This window comes from Novosphingobium sp. BAM6 (assembly GCF_057784955.1).
On record NZ_JBYNTR010000001.1, the window covers coordinates 857,539 to 883,821 of the forward strand.

Annotated in this window: 30 protein-coding genes and 2 riboswitches; of the genes, 10 read left to right on the forward strand and 20 right to left on the reverse strand. The window is 64.5% G+C overall.

Going from position 1 to position 26,283, the window contains the following annotated elements; translation table 11 throughout:
• Positions 1–3: 3 nt before the first annotated feature.
• Complete coding sequence (locus AC3EC3_RS04060) at positions 4–228, reverse strand: hypothetical protein (protein WP_488488376.1); 225 nt, start codon at positions 226–228, stop codon at positions 4–6.
• Between the two features lie 249 nt (positions 229–477).
• On the opposite strand from AC3EC3_RS04060, the gene AC3EC3_RS04065 reads away from it, so the two are divergent.
• Complete coding sequence (locus tag AC3EC3_RS04065; RefSeq protein ID WP_488488377.1) at positions 478–615, forward strand: entericidin A/B family lipoprotein; 138 nt, start codon at positions 478–480, stop codon at positions 613–615.
• A 48-nt stretch (positions 616–663) separates the two neighbouring features.
• Here the strand turns inward: AC3EC3_RS04065 and AC3EC3_RS04070 are convergent, their stop codons facing one another.
• The 10 genes from AC3EC3_RS04070 to AC3EC3_RS04115 all read right to left on the reverse strand — a co-directional run bounded on the left by AC3EC3_RS04070 (position 664) and on the right by AC3EC3_RS04115 (position 9,328).
• On the reverse strand, positions 664–1,209 hold the full coding sequence (locus AC3EC3_RS04070; protein WP_488488378.1) for a CcdC protein domain-containing protein: 546 nt from the start codon (positions 1,207–1,209) through the stop codon (positions 664–666).
• A gap of 10 nt (positions 1,210–1,219) precedes the next feature.
• Complete coding sequence (gcvPB, locus tag AC3EC3_RS04075; RefSeq protein ID WP_488488379.1) at positions 1,220–2,821, reverse strand: aminomethyl-transferring glycine dehydrogenase subunit GcvPB; 1,602 nt, start codon at positions 2,819–2,821, stop codon at positions 1,220–1,222.
• On the reverse strand, positions 2,818–4,188 hold the full coding sequence (gcvPA, locus tag AC3EC3_RS04080) for an aminomethyl-transferring glycine dehydrogenase subunit GcvPA (RefSeq protein ID WP_488488380.1): 1,371 nt from the start codon (positions 4,186–4,188) through the stop codon (positions 2,818–2,820). The genes gcvPB and gcvPA overlap by 4 nt, the downstream gene beginning before the upstream one ends.
• Before the next feature lie 79 nt (positions 4,189–4,267).
• Positions 4,268–4,639, reverse strand: a complete 372-nt coding sequence (gcvH, locus tag AC3EC3_RS04085) for a glycine cleavage system protein GcvH (protein ID WP_488488381.1) — start codon at positions 4,637–4,639, stop codon at positions 4,268–4,270.
• A 13-nt stretch (positions 4,640–4,652) separates the two neighbouring features.
• Positions 4,653–5,780 carry a glycine cleavage system aminomethyltransferase GcvT gene (gene gcvT / locus AC3EC3_RS04090; RefSeq protein WP_488489194.1) on the reverse strand — a complete coding sequence of 376 codons (1,128 nt, stop codon included), beginning with the start codon at positions 5,778–5,780 and terminating at the stop codon, positions 4,653–4,655.
• A 50-nt stretch (positions 5,781–5,830) separates the two neighbouring features.
• Positions 5,831–5,948, reverse strand: a riboswitch (glycine riboswitch).
• A riboswitch (glycine riboswitch) is annotated at positions 5,949–6,076 on the reverse strand.
• 79 nt (positions 6,077–6,155) lie between these two features.
• A complete protein-coding gene (locus AC3EC3_RS04095) occupies positions 6,156–6,866 on the reverse strand; it encodes an NAD(P)H-binding protein (protein ID WP_488488382.1) in 711 nt (236 codons plus the stop codon).
• Positions 6,859–8,019, reverse strand: a complete 1,161-nt coding sequence (locus tag AC3EC3_RS04100) for a deoxyguanosinetriphosphate triphosphohydrolase (protein ID WP_488488383.1) — start codon at positions 8,017–8,019, stop codon at positions 6,859–6,861. The genes AC3EC3_RS04095 and AC3EC3_RS04100 overlap by 8 nt, the downstream gene beginning before the upstream one ends.
• 6 nt (positions 8,020–8,025) lie before the next feature.
• A complete protein-coding gene (locus tag AC3EC3_RS04105; RefSeq protein ID WP_488488384.1) occupies positions 8,026–8,715 on the reverse strand; it encodes an aspartate/glutamate racemase family protein in 690 nt (229 codons plus the stop codon).
• Between the two features lie 75 nt (positions 8,716–8,790).
• Complete coding sequence (locus AC3EC3_RS04110; protein ID WP_260922547.1) at positions 8,791–9,120, reverse strand: hypothetical protein; 330 nt, start codon at positions 9,118–9,120, stop codon at positions 8,791–8,793.
• Positions 9,121–9,202: 82 nt separating this feature from the next.
• Positions 9,203–9,328: a hypothetical protein gene (locus AC3EC3_RS04115; protein ID WP_488488385.1), complete on the reverse strand. Its 126-nt coding sequence runs from the start codon at positions 9,326–9,328 to the stop codon at positions 9,203–9,205.
• Between the two features lie 177 nt (positions 9,329–9,505).
• On the opposite strand from AC3EC3_RS04115, the gene AC3EC3_RS04120 reads away from it, so the two are divergent.
• Entirely contained in the window at positions 9,506–10,930 is a 1,425-nt protein-coding gene (locus AC3EC3_RS04120) for a sigma-54-dependent transcriptional regulator (RefSeq protein WP_488488386.1), read from the forward strand.
• A gap of 85 nt (positions 10,931–11,015) precedes the next feature.
• On the forward strand, positions 11,016–11,762 hold the full coding sequence (locus AC3EC3_RS04125) for an SDR family NAD(P)-dependent oxidoreductase (protein ID WP_488488387.1): 747 nt from the start codon (positions 11,016–11,018) through the stop codon (positions 11,760–11,762).
• Between the two features lie 111 nt (positions 11,763–11,873).
• Here the strand turns inward: AC3EC3_RS04125 and AC3EC3_RS04130 are convergent, their stop codons facing one another.
• The 4 genes from AC3EC3_RS04130 to rnhB all read right to left on the reverse strand — a co-directional run bounded on the left by AC3EC3_RS04130 (position 11,874) and on the right by rnhB (position 15,580).
• Positions 11,874–12,245, reverse strand: coding sequence for a hypothetical protein (locus tag AC3EC3_RS04130; RefSeq protein ID WP_488488388.1), 372 nt, complete (start codon positions 12,243–12,245; stop codon positions 11,874–11,876).
• A gap of 198 nt (positions 12,246–12,443) precedes the next feature.
• On the reverse strand, positions 12,444–13,556 hold the full coding sequence (gene folP, locus AC3EC3_RS04135; RefSeq protein ID WP_488488389.1) for a dihydropteroate synthase: 1,113 nt from the start codon (positions 13,554–13,556) through the stop codon (positions 12,444–12,446).
• Between the two features lie 16 nt (positions 13,557–13,572).
• Positions 13,573–14,706, reverse strand: a complete 1,134-nt coding sequence (locus AC3EC3_RS04140) for a DNA methyltransferase (protein ID WP_488488390.1) — start codon at positions 14,704–14,706, stop codon at positions 13,573–13,575.
• A gap of 253 nt (positions 14,707–14,959) precedes the next feature.
• Positions 14,960–15,580, reverse strand: a complete 621-nt coding sequence (rnhB, locus tag AC3EC3_RS04145) for a ribonuclease HII (RefSeq protein ID WP_488488391.1) — start codon at positions 15,578–15,580, stop codon at positions 14,960–14,962.
• Positions 15,581–15,710: 130 nt separating this feature from the next.
• Here rnhB and AC3EC3_RS04150 point away from each other — a divergent pair, with 130 nt between their 5' ends.
• The 6 genes from AC3EC3_RS04150 (at position 15,711) to AC3EC3_RS04175 (ending at position 19,986) form a co-directional block, all read left to right on the forward strand.
• Positions 15,711–16,235 carry a GNAT family N-acetyltransferase gene (locus tag AC3EC3_RS04150; RefSeq protein ID WP_488488392.1) on the forward strand — a complete coding sequence of 175 codons (525 nt, stop codon included), beginning with the start codon at positions 15,711–15,713 and terminating at the stop codon, positions 16,233–16,235.
• A gap of 96 nt (positions 16,236–16,331) precedes the next feature.
• A complete protein-coding gene (locus AC3EC3_RS04155; RefSeq protein WP_488489195.1) occupies positions 16,332–16,880 on the forward strand; it encodes a DUF1285 domain-containing protein in 549 nt (182 codons plus the stop codon).
• Positions 16,877–17,482: a CoA pyrophosphatase gene (locus AC3EC3_RS04160; RefSeq protein WP_488488393.1), complete on the forward strand. Its 606-nt coding sequence runs from the start codon at positions 16,877–16,879 to the stop codon at positions 17,480–17,482. The genes AC3EC3_RS04155 and AC3EC3_RS04160 overlap by 4 nt, the downstream gene beginning before the upstream one ends.
• Positions 17,466–18,632 carry a CCA tRNA nucleotidyltransferase gene (locus AC3EC3_RS04165; protein ID WP_488488394.1) on the forward strand — a complete coding sequence of 389 codons (1,167 nt, stop codon included), beginning with the start codon at positions 17,466–17,468 and terminating at the stop codon, positions 18,630–18,632. Before AC3EC3_RS04160 ends, AC3EC3_RS04165 begins: the two co-directional genes overlap by 17 nt.
• Positions 18,629–19,303 carry a retropepsin-like aspartic protease family protein gene (locus AC3EC3_RS04170; RefSeq protein WP_488488395.1) on the forward strand — a complete coding sequence of 225 codons (675 nt, stop codon included), beginning with the start codon at positions 18,629–18,631 and terminating at the stop codon, positions 19,301–19,303. The genes AC3EC3_RS04165 and AC3EC3_RS04170 overlap by 4 nt, the downstream gene beginning before the upstream one ends.
• Before the next feature lie 11 nt (positions 19,304–19,314).
• A complete protein-coding gene (locus tag AC3EC3_RS04175; protein WP_488488396.1) occupies positions 19,315–19,986 on the forward strand; it encodes a retropepsin-like aspartic protease family protein in 672 nt (223 codons plus the stop codon).
• A gap of 45 nt (positions 19,987–20,031) precedes the next feature.
• Here the strand turns inward: AC3EC3_RS04175 and parC are convergent, their stop codons facing one another.
• From parC to AC3EC3_RS04195, 4 genes are all read right to left on the reverse strand, one after another.
• The gene (gene parC / locus AC3EC3_RS04180; RefSeq protein ID WP_260922604.1) at positions 20,032–22,326 is read right to left on the reverse strand and encodes a DNA topoisomerase IV subunit A; all 2,295 of its coding nucleotides are present in this window, start codon (positions 22,324–22,326) and stop codon (positions 20,032–20,034) included.
• Positions 22,327–22,421: 95 nt separating this feature from the next.
• Complete coding sequence (locus tag AC3EC3_RS04185) at positions 22,422–22,754, reverse strand: 2Fe-2S iron-sulfur cluster-binding protein (protein WP_488488397.1); 333 nt, start codon at positions 22,752–22,754, stop codon at positions 22,422–22,424.
• Between the two features lie 16 nt (positions 22,755–22,770).
• Positions 22,771–23,850 carry a cysteine desulfurase family protein gene (locus tag AC3EC3_RS04190; RefSeq protein ID WP_488488398.1) on the reverse strand — a complete coding sequence of 360 codons (1,080 nt, stop codon included), beginning with the start codon at positions 23,848–23,850 and terminating at the stop codon, positions 22,771–22,773.
• A 19-nt stretch (positions 23,851–23,869) separates the two neighbouring features.
• Positions 23,870–24,931, reverse strand: coding sequence for a cysteine desulfurase family protein (locus AC3EC3_RS04195; protein ID WP_488488399.1), 1,062 nt, complete (start codon positions 24,929–24,931; stop codon positions 23,870–23,872).
• Between the two features lie 137 nt (positions 24,932–25,068).
• Here AC3EC3_RS04195 and AC3EC3_RS04200 point away from each other — a divergent pair, with 137 nt between their 5' ends.
• Positions 25,069–25,725, forward strand: a complete 657-nt coding sequence (locus AC3EC3_RS04200; RefSeq protein WP_488488400.1) for an alpha/beta hydrolase — start codon at positions 25,069–25,071, stop codon at positions 25,723–25,725.
• A gap of 82 nt (positions 25,726–25,807) precedes the next feature.
• Here AC3EC3_RS04200 and AC3EC3_RS04205 read toward each other — a convergent pair whose 3' ends face one another.
• Entirely contained in the window at positions 25,808–26,161 is a 354-nt protein-coding gene (locus AC3EC3_RS04205; protein ID WP_488488401.1) for a hypothetical protein, read from the reverse strand.
• Positions 26,162–26,283: the final 122 nt, after the last annotated feature.

Genomic DNA, 26,283 nt, shown 5'->3' on the forward strand with positions numbered 1-26,283 from the left:
ACTTTACTGAAAGCGCGCGATCAGGGTCGTCACGATCGCGCGCGAGGCCAGGCCCAGCATCAGGATACCGGGCAGGAAGGTGATGAAGAACACGCCTGTCCACGGGATCATGCCCACCCGGTCGAGATCGCGGCGCCGCGCGCGCAGATGATCGGCCAGCCAGGCGGTGGTCGCCAGCACCATGCAGATGGCCCCGCCCGAGGCGAAGAGGATGTCGGTTTGATCCATCCGGCCTCTTGCCTTGAAGTCGCTTCGAATCAAAGAGCGAAGCGGGAGCGCGGTGAATTTCCCGCCTCCCCGGTCTCTCCGCTAAACCCGACTTCCGGAAAACCGGGCGATGCGGTTCCGGCCATTTGCGCAGAAACGCTTCGCAGCATCGACCGAGTATGGGAACCTCGTCTGGAGACGCACGTTTGTTCTCCCGATCCGCACGCTCTTGGCGGCAGGCGGAGACAACAGGAACAAGGAATTCCCGTCATGATCAAGAAAGTCGTTCTCGTGCTCGTGGCGTCCAGCATCGCGCTGGGTGCGACCGCCTGCAACACCGTGAAGGGTGCCGGTCGCGACGTGACGTCGGTCGGCCAGGCTGGCGACGACGCCATCAACGGCAAGTAAGCCGTCAGAAAAGCCCGCGCCCTTAAACCCAGGGCGCGGGCTTTTATCTTACTGGAAGACTTCTTCGGTTTTCCTGAGACGATGCTCTTCTGCCACCTTGCGGGCACGAAGCCAGAGGCATAGTCGCAGCGCCAGCACCATTCCCAGCGCCAGACCGAGCATGCCGTCCGTCACCAGCAGGGCTCCGGCGGCGGGATGATGCTCAGGCGTTGAACCCGGCTGATAGCTTGGAAAGATCACCCGCCTGACGATGAAGATCGCGGCGACGAACAACAGCGCCGCAGGCGATTGGCGCATCATCACGCGGGCACTTTCGCCCTCACCTTCGACGTGAAGGCGCATCATGCGGCCACGCTGCCAGCCAATGGCGGCGCCGATGACGATTCCTCCTGCCACGGCCAGCCAGCCCATCGGGCTGGGGCGCATACCGAACAGGGCAAGCCCCACCACGGCACACAGGATCACCGGCATGATCCACAGCATCGACAGCCGCAGCGGTCGTGCCTTTTGCAGATTGCGATAACGCAGGAGCATGACGAGGGCGAAAATCGCCACCGGCAAATACCCCAGCAGCGACTTTGCATCCCCCGTCATATGATACCCCTTAGCTTCCGCCGATCTCGCTCAGCGAGGGCGTCCCTGCCGGAGCCACATCGCCTTGCCATACCAGCACAGGTTTGCGCGCCGCGAGCGTTTCGTCAAGACGGCGACGCGGGGCGAAGTGCGGCGCCGAATGCAGCGTGTCGTCGCCCTGCTTGGCGCGCTCCGCCAGACTGCGCAGCGACCCGATGAAGCGGTCGAGACCGGCCTTGCTCTCGGTTTCGGTCGGCTCGACCAGCATCGCGCCGCGCACCACCAGCGGGAAGTAGACCGTCATCGGGTGGAAGCCCTCGTCGATCAGGCCCTTGGCGATGTCGAGCGTCGAGAAGCCATCGGCCAGCCCGGCGTCGCTGAACAGCGCCTCGTGCATGCACGGGCCGCTGGCACCGAACGGGGCCTGGAGAACGTCGTCGCACGAACGCAGCACGTAGTTGGCGTTGAGCACCGCGTCCTCGGCCACCTGACGCAGGCCGTCCGCACCGTGGCTGAGGATGTAGGTCAGCGCGCGGGTGAACATGCCCATCTGGCCGTGGAAGGCGACCATGCGGCCGAAGGCCTTGTCATGACCCTCGCCGCGGTTCTCTTCCTCGACGAGGTGGATCGAACCGTCGGCACCACGGGTGACGAAAGGCAGCGGCGCGAAAGGTGCGAGCGCTTCGGAAAGCACAACCGGACCCGCACCCGGACCACCGCCGCCGTGGGGTGTCGAGAAGGTCTTGTGCAGGTTGATGTGCATCGCATCGACGCCGAGGTCGCCGGGGCGAACCTTGCCGACGATGGCGTTGAAGTTCGCACCGTCGCAGTAGACATAGCCGCCGGCCTCGTGGACCGCATCGGCGATGGTCTTCAACTCGGGCTCGAACAGGCCGCAGGTGTTGGGGTTGGTGATCATCACGCCCGCAACGTTCGGCCCCAGCTTGGCCTTGAGCGCCTCGACATCGACGCGGCCCTCGGGCGTTGCCGGGATCGACTGGACCTTGAAGCCTGCGAAGGCGGCAGTCGCCGGGTTGGTGCCGTGGGCGCTCTCGGGCACCAGCACGACATCGCGGGTCTCGCCGCGCGCATCCAGAGCGGCGCGGATGCACAGCAGGCCGCACAGCTCACCATGGGCACCGGCCTTGGGGCTCATCGCCACCGAGGCCATGCCGGTCAGCGTGATGAGCCAGTCGGCCAGTTGCTCGATGACTTCGAGAGCGCCCTGCACGGTGCCCTGCGGCTGCATCGGGTGGACGTCTGCGAAGCCCGGCAGTCGCGCCATCTTCTCGTTCAGGCGCGGGTTGTGCTTCATCGTGCACGACCCGAGCGGGAACGGCCCGAGGTCGATCGCATAGTTCTGGCGCGACAGGCGGGTGTAGTGGCGCACCACTTCCGGCTCGGTCAGGCCGGGCAGTGCCGGGGCCGACTTGCGCAGGAACTTCGACACGCCCGCAGCAGGCGCCCGCGCGGGAACGTCGATATCGACGCCGCACTTGCCGTCCGAGCCAAGTTCGAAGCTCAGCGCTTCTTCCAGCATCAGGCCGCGATCGCCACTGTTGGTGGTGAGCGCAGATCCGGTCGAACCTTCACCCATCGAGGGGCGCCATCCGGCAGCATTCACGGCGCTCATGCGGCGGCTCCTTCGAGAACGGCGGCGAGTTCGCGCGCGAGCGTCGCGATATCCTCGTCGGTGGTGGTTTCGGTGGCAGTGACGAGCAGGCCGTTGTGCAGGCCCGAAGCGTCGGGGAACAGGCGGCCAAGCGACACGCCGCCCAGCACCTCGCGGTCGGCCAGCTGGCGGACCACTTCGCGGGCATCAGTCGGCAGGACGAGCGTGACCTCGTTGAAGTACGCATTGTTCAGGCAGGTGACGCCGGGGATCTGCGTGACCGCCTCGACCATCGCCTGTGCGCGGTCATGGTTGACCGCCGCCAGCTGGGCAATGCCCTCGCCGCCCAGCAGCGTCAGGTGGATGCTGAACGCCAGCGCGCAGAGGCCGGAGTTGGTGCAGATGTTGCTCGTCGCCTTCTCGCGGCGGATGTGCTGTTCGCGCGTCGAAAGCGTGAGCACGAAACCGCGCTTGCCCTCGGCATCGACGGTTTCGCCGCAGAGGCGCCCCGGCATCTGGCGCACGAACTTCTCGCGGCAGCCGAACAGGCCGAGGTACGGCCCGCCGAACTGGAGGCCGACGCCGATCGACTGGCCTTCGCCCACGACGATATCGGCGCCGAGGTTGCCCGGTGCCTCGATCATGCCGAGCGCGACCGGCTCGGTGACGACCACGATCATCAGCGCGCCCTTGGCGTGCGCGGCTTCGGCAATCGCGGCGAGATCGGGGATGCGGCCGAGAACGTCCGGGTACTGGACGACGACGCTGGCGGTCTTGTCGTCGATCGCGGCGATCAGCGCGGCGTCATCGGACTCGGCGGTCAGTTCGGCACCGAGCGAGACGATGTCGTCCTTGGTGAACTTGGCCATCGTGCGCACGACTTCGCCGTAGTGCGGGTGCAGGCCGCCCGACAGGACGCTGCGGCCCTTGCGGGTGACGCGTGCGGCCATCAGGATCGCTTCCCAGCACGCGGTCGAACCGTCGTACATCGAGGCATTGGCGATGTCGGTGCCGAACAGGCGCGCGACTTGCGTCTGGAACTCGAACAGGACCTGCAACGTGCCTTGCGCGATTTCCGGCTGATAGGGCGTGTAGGCCGTCAGAAATTCGCCGCGCTGGATCAGGTGGTCGACCGAGGCCGGCACATGGTGGCGATACGCCCCTGCGCCCAGGAAGAACGGCACGGAACCCGCGCTCATGTTCTTCGCAGCGAGCTTCGACATGTGGCGCTCGACGGCCATTTCGCTGGCGTGGAGGGCAAGGCCGGAAATCGGTCCGGCAAGCCGGGCTTCCTCGGGAACATCGACGAACAGATCGTCGACCGAGGCCGCGCCGATCACGCCGAGCATCTCGGCCCGGTCGGCGGGTGTCAGGGGGAGGTAACGCAAGGGGCAGATCCTCGGGAGAAGGGTGAGGCCGGTTGGGGACGCGCGGCGCTTTTGCGCTCGCAGCGTCCCCGTCAGGCGATCAGAGGGCTTCGACGAAAGCCTTGTAGTTGGTCTCGTCCATCAGGCCCGAGAGTTCGGCAGTGTCCGACAGCGTGATGCGGAACAGCCAGCCGCCGGTTTCGGCCTCGGTGTTCACCAGCTCGGGCTGGTCGGCGAGCGCATCGTTCACTTCGGCGATGCTGCCCGAAACCGGGGTGTAGACGTCGCTGGCGGCCTTCACCGAATCGACGACCGAAACGGAATCGCCCTTGCCGAACGTGGCGCCCACTTCGGGCAGGTCGACGAAAGTGATGTCGCCGAGCTGGCCCTGCGCATAGTCGGTGATGCCGACGGTTCCGAGGTCGCCCTCGACTTCGATCCACTCATGGTCTTCGGAAAAATAACGTGTCATCGCCTTGGCTCCTTCAGCGGTGATAGCGGTTGGGGACGAAGGGCATGGGCGCGACGGTGGCGTCGAGCTTCTTGCCCCGCATTTCGATGGTGAGCGCGGTGCCGTCGGCGGTCAGGGCCGCATCGACATAGGCCATCACGATCGGCTTCTGCAGGCTGGGCGAGAACCCGCCCGAGGTGACGACGCCGACTTCGGTCTCGCCGTTCAGCACCTTGGCGCCCTCGCGCGCGGCCATGCGGCCTTTGAGCACGAGGCCGATGCGCTTCTGGGCGGTGCCCTGCGCGAAGTCGCGCTGGACGCGCTCGGCGCCGGGGAAACCGCCTTCGAGGCGGCGGCGCTTGTTCACGCCGAATGCGAGGCCCGCATCGACCGGACCGCGCGCGGGGTCCATGTCATGGCCATAGAGCGGCAGACCGGCTTCGAGGCGCAGCGAATCACGCGCGCCCAGAGCGATCGGCTTCACTTCCGGCTGTGCGCAGATCAGGTCGGCGACCTTGGCGGCATCCTCGCCGGGGATCGAGATCTCGAAACCGTCCTCGCCGGTATAGCCCGAACGGCTGATCCACGCCTCGACGCCGTCCAGCGTGAAGCGCGCGCCCTTCATGAAAGTGAGCGAGGACAGCGCCTGCTCGCCCTCGGCAATGCGCTCCAGCGCCGCGACGGCCTTGGGGCCCTGCAGCGCCAGCAGCGCACGGTCGTCGAGGTGGTTGAGGGTGATATCGTCGGGCAGCAGTTCGCGCAGCGTGCCGATATCGTCCCACTTGGTCGCGCCGTTGACGACCATGTAGAAACCATCGTCCCAGCGCGTGACCATCAGGTCATCAAGGATGCCGCCCTCTTCGTCGAGCAGCAGCGAGTAACGCACCGAATTGGTCTTCAGGGTCGACAGGTCGATGGGCAGCGCGGCTTCGATAGCCGCTTCCACGCCCTCACCCGAGAGGAACAGCTGGCCCATGTGGCTGACGTCGAACAGCCCTGCATTCTCGCGGGTCCACAGGTGTTCGGCCATGATGCCTTCATACTGGACGGGCATCATGTAACCGGCGAATTCGACCATGCGGCCGCCCTTCTCGCGATGCCAGGCATCGAGCGGCAGGATCATCGGCTCCAGGGTCTCTTCGACCTGATCGTCATCGTTCATGGAAAATTCGCTCAAGACACAGCTCCGCACAGCATTGGCACACCATTCCAGGTGCCCCCTCTGTCACGGAAGCCTGAGAGCTTTCCCCCACTCACCCGTTGCGGGGAGCAAGGTTACACCTTCGGCGGCCACACCGTTGCCGGAGGGGCACTTTCCAGAGCGTCGCTATCGACGGGCGCGGTCCTTTTGCCTGAGAGTTTCCGGGGCGGTTGCTCCTTCGGCGCCTGCCGTTCTTCCGTAGCTTACCCCAGGGGCAAGACCCGTCCGAATCGGCGGGTCTCTCCCGCGTTGTCAGCGACGCGCAAAGCCTTGGTCGAGCGCGCAACGCAAGTCAACGTCCGCGAGACGCAAGCCCGCGCAATTTCCACCGCCCGATCAGGCCGCCTTGCGCAAGAGGGTGTCAACCGCGTCCCAGTCATGGACGAACACCCCCGGCTCACGCTGGCGAGCCAGTGACAGCATAGCGGAGGCAAGACGACGCACGGGCATCGAGCGGAAACGGCGCCATTGTCCGCGCAGGATCGCAAGATCGACGGCGGGCGCGGTGATGCGGGCGACCAGTTCCAAGGGCCTGAACTCGCTGCGAGGCCCACGCAACACACCCGGACGCATTACATCGACACGGGCAAAGCCCAGCGCCTGCACGGCCTGTTCGGTCTCGCCCTTGGTGCGTAGGTAGAAGTTGCCACTGGCGGCATCGGCGCCGGTGGAGGAAACGAGGATAAAGTGGTCTGCCCCCGCCTCGCGCGCGGCTCTGGCCAGATCGAGCACGAGATCGTGATCGACGGCGCGGAAGGTTTCTCTCGATCCGGCCTTGCGCAGGGTGGTGCCCAGTGCACAGATCACGACGTCGGGGCGGGCCGCACGGACGAGATCGGCCCAGCCGGACGGCTCGTCCAGCAGAACCTCCATCCGCGCTCCTTCCGGCAGCGGAATTTCCCGGCGGGATATGGCCGTCAGGCGCAGGCCCGGAGCCTTTGCGCCCGCCGCGACCACCGCCTGCCCCACCAGCCCGGACGCGCCGAGCAGGCAGATGCGCAAGGAAGCGGAAGAAGGCTCCTCCACTTCTTCGCTGGCGTCAGACATTGCGCAGGACTTCGGGCGTGCGCTCGTAGATCTCGGCATGGCGGGCGATGGCGAAGCGGTCGGTCATACCGGCGATGTAATCGGCGATATGGCGGCTGCGCTCGGGCTCGTGGCGGGGCAGCGTGTCGATCCACTCCTCGTCCATCAACACCGGATCCTGCGAATAGGCAGAGTAGAGTTCCGCCAGCAGTGCCCGCGCCCGGCGCGCCGTTTCCAGCTGTTCCGGGTGGAAATAGAGCTTCTCGTACATGAAACGCTTGAAGGCGCGCTCGCCCTCCTCGACTTCGGGCGAAAACGCGATCAGCTGGCGCCCGGCCTGCCGCACTTCGTCGACCGAGGTAATGCCGACCAGACGCCGCGCACTTTCTTCGAGCAGGTCGTTGACCATCACGCCGATCTGGCTGCGGATCAGTTCGGACAACTGGCGATTGCGCGGCACGCCGGGATAGCGTTTCTCGACCGCCGCCCACTGCTGCGCCACGAACGGATGGGCAAGCACTTCGTCGAGGTTGAGGAATCCCGCGCGCAGGCCATCATCGATATCGTGATTGTCGTAGGCGATATCGTCCGACAGCGCCGCGACCTGTGCCTCCAGCGAAGCGTGCGAGCCGAGATCGAGGTTGTAGGCCGCGTCCAGTTCGGTCAGCGCCCAGCCAGGGTTGAGCACTGGGCCGTTGTGCTTGGCGAGACCCTCCAGCGTCTCCCACGTCAGGTTCAGCCCGTCGTGCTCGCAATAGGGACTTTCCAGCCGCATCAGCGTGCGCAGGCTTTGCGCGTTGTGGTCGAAGCCGCCGGCATTGACGAGCGCCGCATTCAGCGCGTCCTCGCCTGCATGGCCGAACGGCGCGTGGCCGATATCGTGCGCCAGCGCCAGCGCTTCGGCCAGATCCTCGTCGAGGTTCATCGCACGGGCGATCACGCGGGCGATCTGCGCGACTTCGAGGCTGTGCGTCAGGCGGACGCGGTAATGATCACCATCGGGCGCGACGAAGACCTGCGTCTTGTAGCGCAGACGCCGGAACGCGATCGAATGGATGATGCGGTCGCGGTCGCGCTGATAGTCGCTGCGTGGCCCGCGCGAAAGCGAGCCTTCAATGGCGAACTCACGCCCGCGTGAGCGGGCCGGGTCGGAGGCGTAAGGGGCGCGTGCCAAGATGGTTTACCCCAGAATCCAGTCGACCGCCGCTTCCGCATGGATGCGGGTGCAGTCGTAGACCGGCAGGACATTGGCATCGACGTCGACGATCATGGCGAGTTCGGTACAGCCCAGCACGATGGCCTGAGCACCTTCCTGCGCCATGTTGGTGAGCATCGTCTTGAGATCGCGCTCGGACTGGCGCGTGACCTTGCCCAGCATCAGCTCGTCGTAGATGATCTTGTCCAGCGCCTCGACGCGAGTGAGCACCGGGGGCAGCAGTTCGATGTCGCGCGCGATCAGCTTCTGGCGATAGAAGCTTTCCAGCATCACGTTGCGCGTGCCGATCAGCCCGGCGAGGCCAACCTTGTCCGACACCATGCGCTCGGCCACGCACTCGGCGATGTGCAGCACCGGCACCGAAACCGCAGCGGCGACCTTGTCGTAAACCTTGTGCATCGAGTTTGCGCCGATCAGCACCGAGGTTGCGCCCGCCGCTTCAAGCCGCTGTGCCGCGCTGGCCAGTTCGTCTCCGGCCCGCGCCCAGTCATCCGCGCTGGAAAGCCGGGTCAGGCCGGAGGCATCGAGGCTCTCGATCACCATGGGGGCGGAATGGTTCGCGCCAATGCGGCTCTGCACGCCGCGATTGATGGCATCGTAGTAGGTTTGGGTCGAGTACCAGCTGAGACCGCCGATCAGGCCGATTTTCCGCAAGGGAGCAGATCCTTTCGCGTTGGGATGGTCGCAATCGATACCGCCCTAACCGGGCAGGCGATCCAGGTCCATTCCCTAACGCGCGGTTTGCACCGAACAGACGACGGCTGACTTCACCGTGACGCGCACCACTTCGGGATCGTCGATGCGGGCGGCAAGCAGGGCAAGATCGGACATGCTGGCGTGCCCTGCACCCTTCAGCGCCTTGAGCTTCTTGAGCTGCTTGACGGTCAGGCGATCGGTCATGCGCTGGGCCATGCACTCGGCGGTCGGTGGCGGCACGCCAGCCTCGACCAGTGAATCCCGGACGTGCGAATACGCTATGCGCGAGGCGCATCCCGAGAGCGAAAGGCCCGCAGCGATCGCAAGTGCCGAGGCGATCAGGGGCAAGGGGGCAATACGCATGAAGGCTCCTGTGGCAGGCGAGGCGAGTCGCACGCAAGGCCCCTCATTGCGCGGGTCAGTATTGCCGCAGGATGAGCGAATGTTACGAGGTGAGCAGAAACACCACGAAGGCCACGATCAGCAGGATGATCGGCACGGCCCAGCCCAGCACTTTCAGAAAGCTGTGATAGGTCTGCTGCGCGGCTGCGATGCTCTTGTCGGGTGTCATGGCCTTATCCGCTCTCCCAAGCCGGAACTGGCACGATGCTATGCCTGTGGAGCTGGCGCGGCAAGGTGGATCTGAGCCGCGCGCTTCGCGGTTGCCCCTGTGCTTAATTCAGTCTTTACTCCCCGTAAGCTAAGGCCGTTGCAACATTGGCGGGTCGCGGACGAAGAAACAGGGATCATGGCTGAAATCGAGCAGCGCCTCTTGATGCTGATTGACGATGAACCGGGGCAGAGCCGGCTCATCTCCGCGCTTGCCGCGCGCGAGGGCTGGCGATGCCTGCTCGTGCGCGATGCCGAGACGGCGATCGCCACGCTGGGAACGCGTGAGGGGATGCGGCTTTCGGCGATCATTCTGGACCAGTGGGTGCCGGGCGACGATGCCTGCGCGCTGATTGCCGAGTTGAAAGCCCGCCGCCCAGCCCTGCCGATCCTGATGCTGACCGCCAGCACCTCGCCGCTGCTTGCAGTCGATGCGATGCGTGCGGGGGCGACCGACTATCTCGTAAAGCCCGTCGCGCCCGATCGCCTGATGCACGCCTTGCGCGCCGCCACCATGCTCGAGGCGCCGCGCGACGAACTGGCGCCGCTTACCGAAAAGCTGATGCTCAGCCCCGACTTCGAATCGATGGTTGGCGCAGCACCCACCTTCCGCAAGGCGCTGGCTGTCGCCGCCAAGGCCGCCCGCAGCCACGGCGCGGTGCTGGTCGAGGGCGAGAGTGGCAGCGGCAAGGAAATGCTCATCCGCTCCATGCACGCAGCCTCGCCGCGCGCGAAGATGCCGCTGCGCATCGTCAATCTCGGCGGCGTTCCGGCAAGCTCCGTGGAATCGGTGCTGTTCGGGCATGAAAAAGGCGCTTTCCCCGGCGCGTTCGACCGTCATGTCGGCGCATTGCAGAATGCCGACGGGGCCACGCTTGCGCTCGATGAAGTGGATCGCCTCCCGCTCTCGGTGCAGGAACGCCTGCTCGAAGCGCTCCAGCGCGGCGATGTACGACCGATCGGCGCGCGCCATTCGTTCCGGGTCGATGTCCGCCTGATTGTCGCCAGCAATATCCCGCTGGAGGAACTGGTTGCGCAAGGTCACTTCCTTGTGGGGCTTCACGATCTGCTCGCTCCCACCAAGGTGCTGCTGCCGCCCTTGCGGGAACGCCCTGGCGACATTCCCGCCCTCACCCGCTTTTTCCTGGCTCGCATCGGTGAGCAGCCAGGCCTGCGCGAGCTTGGCATTACCGACGGCGCGCTTTCGCTGCTGTCGTCCTACGACTGGCCGGGCAACGTCCGCCAGTTGCAGGCGGTGCTGTTCCGCGCCGCCGTGTTCTGCGACGGCGACGCGCTGACCGCCGAGGACTTTCCGCAGCTTCTGGCGATCCTCGGCGACGGGACGGCCCATGCCAACGGCAATCCGCGTCAGGAAGCCAGCGGCGTCATGCTCTACACGGCGGACGGCAACCTGCGCCCGCTGGAAGAGATTGAGGCCGATGTCATCCGCCTCGCCATCGGCCACTACCGGGGGCGCATGACCGAAGTCGCCCGAAGGCTGGGGATCGGCCGGTCAACGCTCTATCGCAAGCTCAGCGAACTCGGAATCGACAACGTGGCCTGAGTTTTTTTACAAGTCTCTCGTTTGTAAAGAAAACCTCTGATGCTCCCATGCGTTGTGAGACGTAATCCAGTGGGAGATTTCAAGAATGGAAGACTTTATCAACCGCTGCGCCATCGTGACTGGCGCAGCTTCCGGGATCGGTGCGGCTATCGCCCGCCAGTTGGCCAAGGCCGGTGCCCGCGTCGTGATTGCCGACTTCGATGAAGAGGCGGCCCACGCGCTGTCGGAGGAATTGGGCACCGAACAGACCGCCGTATTCGGCATCGACGTCGCCGATGCCGCAGCGAACGAGGAACTGGTCCGCTTCGCCGAAGAGCGCTTCGGCCCGCTCGCCTATGCCGTGAACAATGCCGGGATCGGCGACAAACCTATGAAGCTGGCCGATATTCCCCTCCAGAACTGGCAGCGCGTGCTCAATGTCGATCTGAACAGCGTGTTCTACGCCATGAAATACCAGATCCCGGCGATGGTAGCGAGCGGTGGCGGTTCGATCGTCAATATGGCTTCGATCCTCGGCGCCGTCGCGTGGCAGGGCTCGGCGGCATACGTTACCGCGAAGCACGCGCTGCTGGGGATGACCAAGACCGCCGCGCTCGATTATGCCGCCGATGGTCTGCGCATCAATGCGGTGGGGCCGGGCTTTGTCTCCACGCCTGCGCTGGAAAAGAACATGACCGATGAGGCGATCGCTGCGCTCGCCGAAAAGCACGCGCTCAACCGCCTTGCGACGCCGGATGAGATCGCCAACCTCACGTTGTTCCTGCTGTCGTCGAAAGCCTCGTTCATGACCGGGACGTATTATCCGGTCGATGGCGGCTATCTGGCGCGCTGATCGATTTGAAAGCGGTATGAGCAAAGGGGGCGGACCAGAGTCCGACCCCTTTGCCCGGGCGAAGTCTCTGCCGCCCGAGAGCGGGAGAGGCTTCATCCCTCGGTGGCTGGTTTACATGCCTTCGAAGTAGACCTGAGGCATGCGGTAGCCGCGCTTGGCCATGTACTTCACGTAGCCGGCGCGCTCATGGCCCAGTTCGTGCGCGTATTCGTCCCAAGCATCGCGGCGATCCTCGGTATCGCTGGCATGGCGCATGTCGCTGACCAGCTCCTTGCGGCTCTCGTTGATGTTGGCGCGATAATTGAACCAGTGGCTGTTCTCGATCCCGCCGATCGGAGACTTGATGATCCGCCCTTCTTCCTGATGGGCGAGCGATTCCTCGTACATCATGGGCAAGGCGGCCATGGCGGTAGCGGTTACGCCGCCGGTCACGCCCAGCGCGGCGACGGCCAGAGCGGCTCGGATGGTCGTGGTCTGCTTCATGGAATTACTCCCTTTCGCTTGTACGACACAGGCCCGATTGCCTGCGTTTGAGGGAGAAACGAGCAAGTCGGAAAAAGTCGTCCGCAAAATGGATGAAGCGAGCCGTTCCACCGGCAACATGTTATTATGTGCTCTGGGAACTACTCTTTCTGTACGGATATTCAGATTTACAGCCGATATAGGCGCAGCTGGTGCGCTTTATTCCGGTATTTGCGAGAAGTCTGTCAGAGCACTGTCGCGAAGACCTCGCCAGACACGCAGGGCCTGAACGGTTTCGAGGGCATCGTGGACGCGGATCACATGGCACCCCGCTTCAGCGGCCTTCAGGGCCAGTGTCAGCGAGCCTCCCAGGCGCTGATCTGCAGGGACTTCGCCCGCAAGCGCGCCGATCATTCGTTTGCGGCTAGCGCCGAGCAGGATCGGGTGCCCCAGAGCGTGGAACAGCGGCAGGCCATTCATCAAGGCAAGGTTTTCGGCGACGGACATGCCAAAGCCAATGCCCGGATCCAGCCAGATGCGCTCCGGAGCGAGCCCCTGTTCCATCGCCCGATCGCGAAGGCCTTTCAGGCGATCGAACACGTCGAGCACGACATCGCGATAGCCATGTTCGGCATGCAGGTCGTTCCCGTCGCCGGGAGCATGCATAAGTACCACCGGCGTTCCGGCGTTGGCAGCCAGTTCGGCGCTGCGCGGATCGAAACGCAGCCCCGAGACGTCGTTAAAGATATGTGCGCCGACCTTGAGCGCGGCTTCCATCACCCCGGCCCGCCGGGTATCGACGCTGATCGCAGCGCCTGCCCTGGCCAGCCTGTCCACGATCGGCACGACGCGGGCGATTTCGTCCCCCTCCCACACGGACGCAGCGCCGGGGCGGGTAGACTCGCCGCCGACATCGATAATCGCGGCCCCCGCCTCCAGCATCTGCATGGCATGGTCGGCGGCGGCATCAAGGTCGCTGTCGAAGCGGCCTCCGTCCGAGAAACTGTCCGGCGTGCGGTTGAGGATCGCCATGACCTGAGGCTGGTCGAAGCGGATAGTCCGGTTTCCGCACTGCAACGCAGGATGGCTCTTGCGCAGGTTCACCCATTGCGTTTCCGCTTCCTGCGCCAGATCGTCTGGCAGACCGGCAAGCGCGGTCGGCATAGCTGGAACATCGACCCGCTCGCGCCGTGTCACCACGCCGTCCTCGCGCACGATCAGCGCAAAGCGGCTGGCCCAGACCATCGAGCCGCCCAGCCGTATGGCTTCGCCAAGCTCGCTTTGCGGGCTTTCGGCAAAGCCGATCGGACGGATGTAAACCTGCCGCGTCATGATGCCGCTCTGAAGTTCAGGGCTCGGTGGCGAGGATGTAGAGCTGACGGATCGCGTCGAGCGGCTTCACTTCGCCTTCGTGCTCCAGATGCCAGAAGGTCCAGCCGTTGCACGACGGCGCGCCTTGCACATCCTTGCCCAGACCATGGATCGAGCCGGTCGCATTGCCCTGGATCAGCGAGCCATCGGCGCGGATCGAGGCGACATGGCGGCGCTTCTTGTCGAAGACCTTGGTGCCGGGTTCGATCCAGCCGGTCTCGACCAGCGTGCCGAAAGCGACCTTGGGGGCGGTCCGCTTTGACTGCATGGTCTTGAGCGCGCTCTCGTCGAGCGGCAGTGCCATCTCGATACGCTCCAGGGCGGCTTCGCGATAGTCGCTCTCACGCTCGCAGCCGATCCACTCGCGGCCAAGGCGCTTGGCGACTGCACCCGTGGTGCCGGTGCCGAAGAACGGATCGAGCACGACATCGCCGGCATTGGTGGTCGCCAGCATGACGCGGTAGAGCAGCGCTTCGGGCTTCTGCGTCGGGTGAACCTTGCGGCCACCCTTCTTGAGACGCTCGGCGCCGTTGCAGATCGGCAGCACCCAGTCCGAACGCATCTGAAGTTCGTCGTTCAGCGTCTTCATCGCGCGGTAGTTGAAGGTGTACTTCGACTTCTCGCCCATGCTCGCCCAGATCAGCGTCTCATGCGCGTTGGTGAAGCGCGTGCCCTTGAAATTGGGCATCGGGTTCGCCTTGCGCCAGACGATGTCGTTCAGAATCCAGAAGCCCATGTCCTGCATGATCGCGCCGAGGCGGAACACGTTGTGGTACGAGCCGATCACCCACAGCGAGCCGTCGGGCTTGAGCACGCGGCGCGCCTCGGTCAGCCACTCGCGGGTGAACTGGTCATAGGCGGCAAAGCTGGAGAACTTGTCCCAGTCGTTGGTCACGGCATCGACGTGGCTACCATCGGGACGGGCAAGGTCGCCGCCCAGCTGGAGGTTGTACGGCGGGTCGGCGAAAACCATGTCGACGCAGGCGTCCGGCAGCGAGCGCATGGCCTCGATGCAGTCGCCCGGAATGATGCGGCCCAGCGGCAGCAGTTCGCGCGGCGTGGGCGCCGGTGCTGCTGCGCGAAGACGCTCCTTGACGAGGACCTGACCCATGTGTGCTCCGAAACTCAGATGTGGAAAATGTTCCTCCTTTTGAGTCGTCAGAGACTCGCCGTCAAGCCGCGACTCGTGGGAATCTCTGGCGATTCAGATGAATCGGAAGCGGAACAAAACGAATCCGACACAAGATGTAGTGGGCTTGCGAATCGCGATGACTCAAGATTCTGCGGTGTGACTCGCACGACTCTCATGCGAAATTTATTTCGTGCCCAGGAACAATCCGGAAAGGCTTGAACCAGTTTTCCGCTTACAGCAGCGAGAGTTGCGCAACCGGCGCGAAACTGCGGCGATGGTGTACGGTCGCGCCATGTTCGCGCAGTGCGGCGAGGTGTTGCGCGGTGCCGTATCCGGCATTGCGTTCCCACCCGTAGTGCGGGTGCTGTTGGGCAAGGCCCCGCATCACCCGGTCGCGATGCTCCTTGGCGACGATCGAGGCTGCGGAAATGCAAGGCTCCAGCGCATCGCCGCCGACGATGGCGCGGGCATTCCATCGCCATTCCGGACGACGTCCCGCAGGTGTCATGTTGCCGTCGATCAATACCTCGTGGGGTTCTTGGCCGATCTGGGCGCATAGCGCCGCTACCGCACGGGTCATCGCCAGCATCGTGGCGCCGAAAATGTTGAGGCGATCGATCTCCTCGACATCGACGACGCCCAGCGCCCACAGGCAACGGCGATGGATCACAGCTTCCAGCTCCGCACGGCGTTTGGCAGAGAGCTTCTTGGAATCATCGAGGCCGGAAGGTCGTGGCTTGGGCAGGATCACCGCCCCCGCCACCACTGGTCCTGCAAGAGGCCCTCGCCCGGCTTCATCCACGCCGATGACGATGCGGGGTGGCAGGACGAACGGTGCAGGCGAGGTGCTCATGGGAAGCGTCTATCGCCGCTGTATCGCGGCGGGGCAAGATCCGTCCCAATGTGGCGATTACTGTACAGGCAGGCCTGTATCCTGCGATTTGAATCGACAAACCCCGCAGACCCGCCTATCCGCGCGCGCCATGTCCGACACCGTTCAATCCACGCTGATCCCGCTCGATAACGTCGACCCCGTGCTTGTCGAGAGCCTGCTCGACCGCGCTTTCGGTTCCGAGCGACACCAGCGAACCGCCTACAAGGTGCGCGAAGGGACCGACTGGCTCCCGGCGCTCAGCTTCGCGGCGATGGATGCGAACGAGATGCTGGTCGGCACGATCCAGTGCTGGCCGGTGGCTCTCACCGACCCGGCAGGCCGTGCCCATCCGATGGTGATGGTCGGCCCGGTTGCCGTGCTGCCCGAGCATCAGGGTATGGGCTACGGTCAGGCGCTGATGTCCGCTGCGCTCGCAGGCCTCGATCCGCGCGCGCCGCTGCCGCAGGTCCTGATCGGTGATCCCGAGTATTATGGCCGCTTCTGGGGCTTCGAAAGTGGCCCCACGGGCGACTGGGATCTGCCCGGACCGTTCGAGCGTCATCGCCTGCTGGTGCGCACGCCTAACGCGGCGGTCCTGCCCGAAGCGGGTATGCTCGGCCCCTGGCTGCGCTGAGTTCACCGCCTGATTTCGACAAGGTCTGATTTTGACAAGGCCTGATGTCGACAAGGAACGCTTGGCGTCGGGGTGCCGATCTGGCATCCGGGCGCCATGCCTTACGATCCGCCCCCTGATCTGGCAGGCCTCAGTCTGTCCCGTATCGCCGAACTGGTCGCCGAGCGCAGGCTCGCGCCGGTCGATACGTGGCGACCGGATGTGGTTGGCGATAGCGATATGCGGATCGCCGCAGATGGGCCCTGGTATCATGAAGGCACGGAAATTCGCCGCGCCGCGATGGTTCGCGCCTTCTCGCAGCTGCTGATCCGTGATGCGCAAGGGCAGCACTGGCTGGTCACGCCGGGACAGAAGCTGTCGATCGTGGTGGACGATGCCGCTTTTCTTGCCGTCGATCTCAAGCACGAAGATGATGCGCTGGTCTTTCGGTTGAACACCGATGAGTTCGTTATTGCCGATAGCGATCATCCGCTGATCGCCCGTGGGAGCATCGAGGCACCGGCGATCTATCTCGCAGTCCGCCATGGGCTTGAAGCCAGACTGGATCGCAGCACATGGCTGCAACTCGCTGAAATTGCGATTGAACTCTCAGACATGTCGGTCAGCAGCAAGGGATGCACCTTTGCGCTGGTGCCATCTGTATGAGTGACCTGTTCCAACGAGTGGCGCAGCGCCTCGCCTATGCGCATGCAGAGCAACCTCCGATGCGCCTGTCCGATCCGCGCGTGAAAGACAGCGACCTCGAACTGAAGCCGGCTTCAGTCCTTATTGCCCTGACAGAACGGGATACCCCTGGAATCCTCATGCTCCATCGTCCCTCGACGATGCGCGCCCATCCGGGGCAGATCGCCCTTCCCGGCGGTCGCCGTGAACCGGGGGAGAACGCGACAGAGGCAGCCTTGAGAGAGGCAGAGGAGGAACTCGGCATTCCTTCCGATCTCGTTCGCGTGGTGGGTGCAACCGACGTCTATCGCACCGGCAGCGGCTATGAAATTACACCGGTGATCGGTATCATTCCCCCCGATATCGAAATTCGTCCCAATGCTGCCGAAGTGGCGCAATGGTTCGAAGCCCCTGCGGAATTCGTGCTCGATCCGACCAACCAGCGCACCCGATTGCTGGAGCGCAATGGCCGACAGTATCCTGTCATCGAGATCGACTGGCAGGGCCATGTCATCTGGGGCGTGACCGGGGCGATCCTCTCCAACCTTGCAAGAAGACTGAACTGGCATGACGAAACGGCTTGAGGCCGAATGGATGGCGCGGCCCGATCTGGCTGCGTTGGTTGCGGCGCTGGGCCGGGAGAACGTGCGCTATGTCGGCGGCGCGGTGCGGGACAGTCTGCTCGGCGCGCCGGTCAAGGATATCGACATGGCGACGGCGCTGCATCCAGAAGAGGTCATGCAGCGCCTTGATGCGGCGGCTATCCGCAAGGTGCCGACCGGAATCGAGCACGGCACCGTGACCGCTGTCCTGCCGGGCGGTCCGGTCGAGATCACCACGCTGCGCCACGATGTCAGCACCGATGGCCGCCGCGCGACCGTGGCTTTCGCTAGCGACTGGCGCGAGGATGCCGCTCGCCGCGATTTCACGATCAATGCGCTTTATGCCGATCCCCTGACCGGCGAGGTATTCGACTGGTTCGGAGGGCTGGCCGATCTCGATGCCCGCAAGGTCCGGTTTATCGGCGATGCCGCACAGCGCATCCGTGAGGATCACCTGCGCATCCTGCGATACTTTCGGTTTCAGGCGAGGTTTGGAGCGCAACCTGCTGATAAACAGGCAGAAGAGGCATGCCATGATCTTGCCGCCACGCTGAAAGGCCTGTCGCGCGAAAGGGTCGGCATGGAGACCATGAACCTGCTGGGACTGCCCGATCCGGCACCAACCGTGGCGCGGATGGAGGAACTCGGAGTCTTGCGCGAAATCCTGCCGGAAGCAGACGTTCCCGCCCTCGCCCGGCTTGTCGCGACGGAAAAGGCGCAAGGTATCGCGCCGGATCCGCTGCGTCGTCTGGCAGCGCTGGTGCCGCAGCAGCCGGGGCTCGCCGAACAGGTCGCCGCGCGTTTCCGACTCTCTGGCGCGCAGAGGAAACGCCTGTCACTGGCGGCTGCACGGACCGGTGAGATGCCATCCGCCCGCGAACTCGCCTATCGGTTGGGGCGTGACGAGGCGCTAGATCGTCTGCTTCTGGCAGGCGCGGACACCTCGTCGCTCAGCCGTTGGGATATTCCTCTCTTTCCGGTGAAAGGCGGGCAGATCGTCGCGCGCGGTGTCAGCGCCGGGCCGCAGGTTGCTGCCACGCTGCGAAGGGTAGAGGACTGCTGGATCGCGGCAGGCTTCCCGTCCGATCCTGCAACCATCGACGCAATGCTGGACAAGGAACTCGCCTCGTGAACCTGGGTGAACTGGGGGCGCAACTTTATGCCAATCCCTTGTTGGCGCTGGCCGTGATAGCGGTGCTGGCGGGTATCGCCTCAATGATGCTGTCGCCCGAGCGCACACGTCTGGCGCAGGGTTTGCGCAACGGGGCCTATCTTATCATGGCCGCCGTGATCTTGCTGACCGTCGCAGAATCTGCACTCAACAACGACAGGTCGGAGGCCGCGGACTGGTTCGACCACACCCGCCCCGCCACCGTTTCAGGTGACGAGACGCAGATCGCCAAACGTCGGGACGGCCACTTCTGGGTCGAGGCGAAATTGAACGGCGTGCCTACCGCCTTCCTGATCGATACCGGTGCGACCTACACCTCGATCTCGCAAAGCGTCGCGCAGGCGGCAGGCATCATTGTCGATCCCGATAGCGAGGGCCGCATGCTCGATACCGCCAACGGCACTATCGTCGCGCGTATGTCGACCGCAGGATCGCTGGACTTCGGCGGCGTTTCGGCGCGCGAACTCCCGGTGGCGGTCACACCCGACAGTGCAGGCGATACCAGCGTGATCGGCATGAACCTGCTTTCCCGCCTGAAAGGCTGGCGGGTGGACGGTGACCGGATGACGCTGGTGCCGTCTGCCGGTGCGACAAGCCGGCCAGTCAGCGACGAGAAAGCCGGCGGAAACTAAACGCTCGGTATATGAACCTTTCCGGCTTCGATCTCTCGGGCTTTCATGACCTTCTGCCGTGGTTGCGGGGCCAGCCCTTGCTGGCGCTCGCGCTGGCGGCGATCTTCGTCAGCGTGCTGGGCGGCGTGCTGCGCCGCCCGCTCCCGTGGATTGCAGGACTGCTGAGAGGGATCGGTACGCTCGGGCTGGTAGCGGCGCTGCTGCTGACAGTGGCGCAGGTCGCGCGGTTTTCGACCAGCGCGGACATCTCCATCCCCGCGCTGGGCGTTCCCAGGCAGGTGGTGGAAGGCCGGGTAACGCGGGTTCCGATGTCGCCCGACGGGCACTTCTGGATCCGTGCCAAGGTGAACGGCACCCCGATCCGCTTCCTTGTCGATACCGGCGCGACCATCACCGCGCTGAGCCCGCGTGCCGCGCATGAGGCAGGCGTCGAGGTGCAGCCGATCCGACGTGCAGTGATGATGCAGACCGCCAACGGCACCGTCTCCGCCGACATGGCCACGATCGACGAGATGCACATGGGCAATATCGTCGCCCGCGATCTCGACGCCGTGATCGTGCCAGGCCTTCAGGATGCCAATGTTATCGGCATGAACCTGCTCTCGCGCCTCGCGGGCTGGCGCGTTGAGCGCAACACGCTGATTCTGGAACCGCACCATCCGCAGAAGGTGACGGGGGCCTGACGCCGCCATCATCATCCCGGCCTACACCGGGATGATGCATTCGGATTACCCCTGAAACTTGTTGTCGCGCGGGAAGCCGTTGGGCGGCAGGCGTCCGGCGGCACCGCGCGCGACCTTCCACAGCACCATGTCCTTTTCGGTGCGCGTGCGACCGGTATCGCCGCCCATCGTCCAGGAGAGGCCATCCTCCAGCTTCAGCGTGATCGCATCGGCAAGACCGCCATCGCGATAGCGCTGGAGCGTAACGCCCTGCCCCTTGGCCAGCACCGGAAGCTCTTCCAGACTGAAGACGACGAGCTTGCGGTTGTCACCCACCACGGCAACGTGATCGTGCTCTGCCGGAATCTCGCGAACGATGGTGAGCGTGACGCCGGGCTTGGTGGACATGACCGCCTTGCCCTTGCGGGTTTCGGCCAGAAGTTCGTCGCTGTCCGCCGCAAACCCACGCCCGATGTTCGAGGCGAGCAGCAGTTGCGCCTTGGGTTTGTGCGGCATGGCGGCGATGATGTGCGCGTCGGCGTCGATATCGACCATCGTGCGGATCGGTTCGCCAAAGCCGCGCGCGCCGGGCAGCTTGTCGGCGCCGAGCGTGTAGAAACGACCGTTCTCCACCGCGATCAGGATCTTGTCGGTGGTCTGGGCATGGAACGCAAAGGCAGGGCCGTCGCCTTCCTTGAACTTGAAGTCGCCATCGAGGGGCACATGGCCCTTCGCGGCACGGATCCAGCCCCTTGCCGAGAGGATCACCGTCACCGGCTCCTTCTCGATCATCGCATCCATCGAGAATTCGACCGTGGGCGTCGCCTGCGCGATGGTGGTGCGGCGACGGCCGAGCACGGTGGTCTCGGCATAGTCCTTGCGCAGGGTGTTGAGATCGCGCTTGAGGCGCGTGCGCTGGCGGGCCGGGCTTTCGAGCAGCTTGGTGAGGTCGTCCTGCTCTTTCAGCAGTTCGGCATGTTCCTGCCGCAACTCCATTTCCTCCAGCTTGCGCAAGGAGCGCAGGCGCATGTTGAGGATCGCCTCGGCCTGACGGTCGGTCAGGCTGAACTCGGCCATCATCACCTGCTTGGGCTCGTCCTCGGTCCGGATGATCTCGATGATCCGGTCGAGGTTGAGGTAGGCAATGATGTAGCCTTCGAGCAGTTCGAGGCGGGCGGCGATCTTTTCGAGGCGATGCTGGGTGCGGCGCAGCAGGATGTCGATCTGCGCAAAGACCCACTCCTGCAACACCAGCCGGATGCCGAGAACGCCCGGCGTGCGATGCGCGTCGAGCACGTTGAGGTTGAGCGAGAAGCGGCTCTCCAGATCGGAGAGACGGTAGAGGCTTTCCTTCAACAGCTCCGGATCGACATTGCGGCTCTTGGGCACGAAGACGATGCGGATGCTCTCGTCGCTCTCGTCGCGAATGTCTTCGAGGATCGGCAGCTTGCGATCGGCGATCAGCTGCGCGACCTGCTCGATCAGCTTGCCCTTGGGCAGCATGTAGGGAATTTCGCTGATGACGAGCTGCCACTGGCCGCCGCCCAGCTTTTCGATGCCGGTCTCTTCCCAGCTGCCGTCCTCGTTGCGCCCGGTCGAGAAACGACCACGCACGCGGAAGGCGCCCTTGCCGGTCTCGTAGGCGTGGCTGATCGCCTCGGGACTGTCGACCACGAGGCCGCCGGTCGCGAAGTCCGGCCCCTTGAACACCTGCATGATCTGCGCGTGCTCGGCCTGCGGATTGTCGATCAGCATCAACGTGGCGTCTATGATCTCGGCGACGTTGTGGCTGGGGATCGAGGTCGCCATGCCCACCGCGATGCCGGTGGCGCCATTGGCCAGCAGGTTCGGGAACAGGCCGGGGAAGATATCCGGCTCGCTCTCTTCGCCATTGTAGGTGGGGACGAAATCGACAGTGCCCTCGTCCAGCCCGGCCATGAGCTGGATCGCGGTCTTGGTCAGGCGCGCTTCGGTGTAACGATAGGCGGCGGCATTATCGCCGTCGATATTGCCGAAGTTGCCCTGCCCCTCGACAAGTGGATAGCGCAGCGAGAAGTCCTGCGCGAGACGGACCATCGCATCGTAGACCGAGGCATCGCCATGCGGGTGATATTTGCCGATCACGTCGCCGACGACACGGGCGGATTTCTTGTAGGCGCTGGCGGGATCGAGTTTCAGCTGCCGCATCGCCCAGAGCAGGCGACGGTGGACCGGCTTCAGCCCGTCGCGAAGATCGGGCAGCGACCGCGCGGTGATCGTCGAAAGCGCATAGACGAGATAGCGCTCGGAGAGCGCGGCATCGAAAGGCGCATCGACAATGGCGTCGAAAGGGTCCGGAGCGTCGTCGATCGTGTTCACCATGGTAGGAACAGCCTAGCAACGCGATCGGCAGACCGGAATACCCTTGACCCAAGTTTTCCGACGATCTTTCGCGAGGATGGAGGGAGCGGAAGCGGTCAGCCGATCTGCAGGTTGTGCGCATTGCGGGGAATGCGCACCTCGATCCCGTCGAGATCCTCGGTCACGCTGATCTGGCAGGCGAGGCGGCTGGTCCGGGTGACGTGTGCGGCAAGATCGAGCAGGTCTTCTTCCTCGTCGGACGGATCGGGCAGACGCGGGAACCAGTCGGGTGCCACGATCACATGGCAGGTGGAACAGGCCATCTGCCCCTCGCAGGTGCCTTCCAGCGGCATGCCTGCGATCTGCGCCACTTTCAGCAGCCTCTCGCCGCTGGCGGCATGGGCGAGGACGATCTCGCCCTGCTCCGTTACGAAACGTACGTCCGGCAATTCATACTCCTGCAACTCATACGCCCTGGTCCGCAGCGGCGGCTTCCAGGCGTGCGCAGGCATCCTCAATGTCCCGAAGGTGACTATAACGTCCGAATCCGAGGCGGATAGAGGTCTTTGCATCGGAATCTGAAAGCCCCAGCGCGCGCAGCACATGACTGGGGCGCCCCGAACCGCTGGCGCAGGCAGATCCGGCAGAGAACGCCACGTCGCGAAGGTCCGACATCAGCCGTGCGACATCCAGCCCCGACAGACGCAGGTTGAGATTGCCATGCCAGCGCGCGATCGCCGAACCGTTCAGCGTCCAGCGCCCCAGCATGGCGCGGGTCCGGTGCCAGAGGGCTTCGGCGCGCGCGGCATCCTCGGTGCGACGGCGATGGGCCAGTGCCGCAGCGGCACCGAAGCCCGCGCAAAGCGCCGGGCTGAGCGTGCCGGAGCGCAAGCCCTGTTCCTGCCCGCCGCCCCGGATCAGCGGGGTGAGTTCAACACCATCGCGTACCCAGAGCGCGCCGATGCCCTTGGGTCCGTAGAGCTTGTGCGCGGAGATCGCGATCAGGTCGGCGTTCTCAGGCGGAGCCAGTTTGCCCGCGCCCTGCACCGCATCGCACAGGAACAGCGCGCCTTGCGCATGGGCGCGCTCGGCGAGAGCTTCGACCGGCTGGATCGTGCCGATTTCGTTGTTGACCTGCATCACCGCAACGAGGCCGGTTTGCGCTGGGAGCGGCACATCGCCTGCGACCAGCCCCTCGCTATCCACCGGCAACATGGCCAGCGCCGGGTCTATCGCCTGCGCGCAATCGAGCACGGCGGCATGTTCGATGGCGGAGACGGCAAGATGCCTGCGTCCCGAACCCAGCAGCGCAAGGTTGATCGCCTCGGTTGCGCCGGAGGTGAAGATCACCCGACCACCGGGGGGCAGAAGCTGCGCCACCTGCTCGCGCGCGATCTCGACAGCGGCAGCGGCACCGCGACCTGCCCGGTGCGGGCTGTGCGGATTGGCAAAGCCGTCGGTATCCGGGCCGGAAAGCCACGCCAGCATCGCCTCACGCGCTTCGGGCGCCAGCGGCGTCGTCGCCTGATAGTCGAGGTAGATCATGCGTCCCTCTCCCTTATCCTTACGGCAGCCTCTTATGGATCGATTCCCAGGCCTGCGCAAAGGCCGAGAGATCCTCAGGCGACGTATTCCATCCGATAGATACGCGCACCGTGCGTTTCGCCAGATCGGGGTCTATGTTGAAACCCTGCAAGACCCGGCTTGGTTTCAAAGTACCCGACGAACAGGCGCTTCCCGCCGAAATGGCAAAGCCGAGTGCATCCATACGGATCAGCGTCGCGGTCGCAGCGAGTTTCGGTGCGGCGACCGCAAAGATATGCGAGCACTGAAAGCCCGGTTGCAGCACCTCGCCATAGTCGTAGAGACGATTCCTGAAGTCAAAGCGCTGCTCGGCGGTGGTTGCCCAACTGTCGATGCCGCCTGCTTCCAGCGCTGCGGCGAACGCCATCGCGCCGGGCAGGTTCTCGGTGCCGGCACGATAGCCGCGCTCCTGCCCGCCGTTAGGCTCTATCATGACAAAATCGCGTACTAACAGCGCGCCGATACCGATGGGGCCACCGAGCTTGTGTGCGGAGAGCACGATCATGTCGGCATCGGGGAAAGGCGACTTGCCGGCCGATTGCGAGCAGTCCGCCAGCACCACCCCTCCGGCGCCGCGAACCTGTTCGATCACCGGATTGCGGGCATAGGGCAGCAGAACGGTGCCGGTTTCGGAATTGATCGACTGGACCGCAACTATCGCTTTTCCCGGCAGCGAAAGCGCTGCGGCCAGAGCCTCGGGATCGACTTCTCCGTCGCGGATCGGCAACACCTCCGCCCCCGGTGCGGCGCGGAACACGGCGTCGTGCTCCACGGCCGAGACCAGCCTGCGCTCTGCCTTGGCTCGCCCCAGCCCCAGCGCGAGCGCTTCGCTGGCGCCCGAGGTGAAGATCACCTCGCCTTGCCATTGCAGCGCGGCCTTCACCCGTTCGCGCGCGTCTTCCAGCGCGGCGCGTGCGGCGCGGCCCGGCTTGTGAGGGCTGGAGGGATTGGCCCAGATGTCAGCGCCTTCGAGCCAGGCCTCACGGGCGGCAGGCAGCATCGGCGTAGTGGCGGCATGATCGAGATAGATGGTTTCCGGCACGCTCGGATCGTAAAGTTGTTTTCAAGGAAGCCGTTTCTATATACGGACTTTGCTCTTTTACACTCCCGCTTGTGGCCGCCGGTCGATACGATCGTGGCCTGGGCGGGAGTTTCAACAGGTCAGGTCGACACACAACTATGCCAGCCGTCATCTTCCCCGGTCCCGAAGGCCGCCTCGAAGGCCGCTTCCAGCCCGCAACCCGCGCCCGTGCGCCCGTGGCGATGATCCTGCACCCGCACCCGCAGGCCGGCGGCACGATGAACGACCGCATCACGCAGCACCTTTACAAGACCTTCGTGAACCGCGGCTTTGCGACTCTGCGCTTCAACTTCCGCGGCGTCGGCCGCAGCCAGGGCAGCTTCGACAACGGCATCGGCGAGCTTTCGGACGCCGCGGCCGCACTCGACTGGGTACAGTCGATCCATCCCGAGGCTTCGACCACCTGGATCGCGGGTAGTTCGTTCGGCGCGCTGATCGGCATGCAGTTGCTGATGCGTCGCCCCGAAATTCGCGGCTTCATCTCGATCGCACCGCCCGCCAACATGTACGATTTCTCGTTCCTGGCGCCCTGCCCGGCTTCGGGCATCATCATCCAGGGCACCGGCGATACGGTGGTGACGCCCAATGCCGTGCAGAAGCTCGTCGACAAGCTGCGCACGCAAAAGCACATCACCATCCATCACGACGAGATTCCGCGCGCCAATCACTTCTTCGAGAACGAGACGGCCGAACTGATGACCTCGGTCGATCGCTATCTCGACATGCGCCTCGCGCCGGATTGCCCGATCAAGTGATCCGAGACGCCTGGTTGTGAACAAACGAAAAGGCCGGAAACCCAAGCTGGGCTTCCGGCCTTTTCATCAGGCTTTCAGGCGATTACGAGCGGCCAAAGAAGCCCTTGGCCATATCGGTGATATCGTCGATCGCGCTGCCGTCACCGTCCTTGTCGAACATCGAGGCGATCTTCGAGGGATCGGAGGCGATCTGGCCTGCAAATTCGCTGAGCGAGCCTTCGCCGCCGATATGGCCGATCAGCGACTGGATCGTGCCAAGGTCGAGCCCGGTCTTCTCGGCAGCGAGTTCGGCAGTGTCGCCGGGCTGCTGGTGCGCGATGCCGAGCGCGGCAATCGCCTTCTCCGCCATCGCGGGATCGATGCCGAGCTTGGCGGCAAGGTTCTCGACGTCGGCGTGCTCGCTCACCTGACCGAGGATCGAATCGAACATTCCCATTTCGCGTACTCCTTCTTAACGACGGGCTGCCACTCTTGGCATTCACGCGATCATGCACGGTTGTCATGACAGAACAAGAGGCCCCCAACCAAAGCAGGGGGCCTCCCGCTGTTCGTCACCTT

Coding starts and splice junctions, on each gene's coding strand:
- AC3EC3_RS04155 (WP_488489195.1), top strand. CDS start 16,332: ATGCCTTACGATCCGCCCCCTGATCTGGCAGGCCTCAGTCTGTCCCGT.
- gcvH (WP_488488381.1), bottom strand. CDS start 4,639: ATGACACGTTATTTTTCCGAAGACCATGAGTGGATCGAAGTCGAGGGC.
- AC3EC3_RS04140 (WP_488488390.1), bottom strand. CDS start 14,706: ATGGGTCAGGTCCTCGTCAAGGAGCGTCTTCGCGCAGCAGCACCGGCG.
- AC3EC3_RS04130 (WP_488488388.1), bottom strand. CDS start 12,245: ATGAAGCAGACCACGACCATCCGAGCCGCTCTGGCCGTCGCCGCGCTG.
- AC3EC3_RS04060 (WP_488488376.1), bottom strand. CDS start 228: ATGGATCAAACCGACATCCTCTTCGCCTCGGGCGGGGCCATCTGCATG.
- AC3EC3_RS04205 (WP_488488401.1), bottom strand. CDS start 26,161: ATGGGAATGTTCGATTCGATCCTCGGTCAGGTGAGCGAGCACGCCGAC.
- rnhB (WP_488488391.1), bottom strand. CDS start 15,580: ATGAGCACCTCGCCTGCACCGTTCGTCCTGCCACCCCGCATCGTCATC.
- AC3EC3_RS04095 (WP_488488382.1), bottom strand. CDS start 6,866: ATGTCTGACGCCAGCGAAGAAGTGGAGGAGCCTTCTTCCGCTTCCTTG.
- AC3EC3_RS04175 (WP_488488396.1), top strand. CDS start 19,315: ATGAACCTTTCCGGCTTCGATCTCTCGGGCTTTCATGACCTTCTGCCG.
- gcvT (WP_488489194.1), bottom strand. CDS start 5,780: ATGAACGATGACGATCAGGTCGAAGAGACCCTGGAGCCGATGATCCTG.
- gcvPB (WP_488488379.1), bottom strand. CDS start 2,821: ATGAGCGCCGTGAATGCTGCCGGATGGCGCCCCTCGATGGGTGAAGGT.
- AC3EC3_RS04065 (WP_488488377.1), top strand. CDS start 478: ATGATCAAGAAAGTCGTTCTCGTGCTCGTGGCGTCCAGCATCGCGCTG.
- AC3EC3_RS04200 (WP_488488400.1), top strand. CDS start 25,069: ATGCCAGCCGTCATCTTCCCCGGTCCCGAAGGCCGCCTCGAAGGCCGC.
- AC3EC3_RS04125 (WP_488488387.1), top strand. CDS start 11,016: ATGGAAGACTTTATCAACCGCTGCGCCATCGTGACTGGCGCAGCTTCC.
- AC3EC3_RS04115 (WP_488488385.1), bottom strand. CDS start 9,328: ATGACACCCGACAAGAGCATCGCAGCCGCGCAGCAGACCTATCACAGC.
- AC3EC3_RS04120 (WP_488488386.1), top strand. CDS start 9,506: ATGGCTGAAATCGAGCAGCGCCTCTTGATGCTGATTGACGATGAACCG.
- AC3EC3_RS04165 (WP_488488394.1), top strand. CDS start 17,466: ATGACGAAACGGCTTGAGGCCGAATGGATGGCGCGGCCCGATCTGGCT.
- AC3EC3_RS04070 (WP_488488378.1), bottom strand. CDS start 1,209: ATGACGGGGGATGCAAAGTCGCTGCTGGGGTATTTGCCGGTGGCGATT.
- AC3EC3_RS04190 (WP_488488398.1), bottom strand. CDS start 23,850: ATGATCTACCTCGACTATCAGGCGACGACGCCGCTGGCGCCCGAAGCG.
- AC3EC3_RS04150 (WP_488488392.1), top strand. CDS start 15,711: ATGTCCGACACCGTTCAATCCACGCTGATCCCGCTCGATAACGTCGAC.
- AC3EC3_RS04110 (WP_260922547.1), bottom strand. CDS start 9,120: ATGCGTATTGCCCCCTTGCCCCTGATCGCCTCGGCACTTGCGATCGCT.
- parC (WP_260922604.1), bottom strand. CDS start 22,326: ATGGTGAACACGATCGACGACGCTCCGGACCCTTTCGACGCCATTGTC.
- folP (WP_488488389.1), bottom strand. CDS start 13,556: ATGACGCGGCAGGTTTACATCCGTCCGATCGGCTTTGCCGAAAGCCCG.
- AC3EC3_RS04160 (WP_488488393.1), top strand. CDS start 16,877: ATGAGTGACCTGTTCCAACGAGTGGCGCAGCGCCTCGCCTATGCGCAT.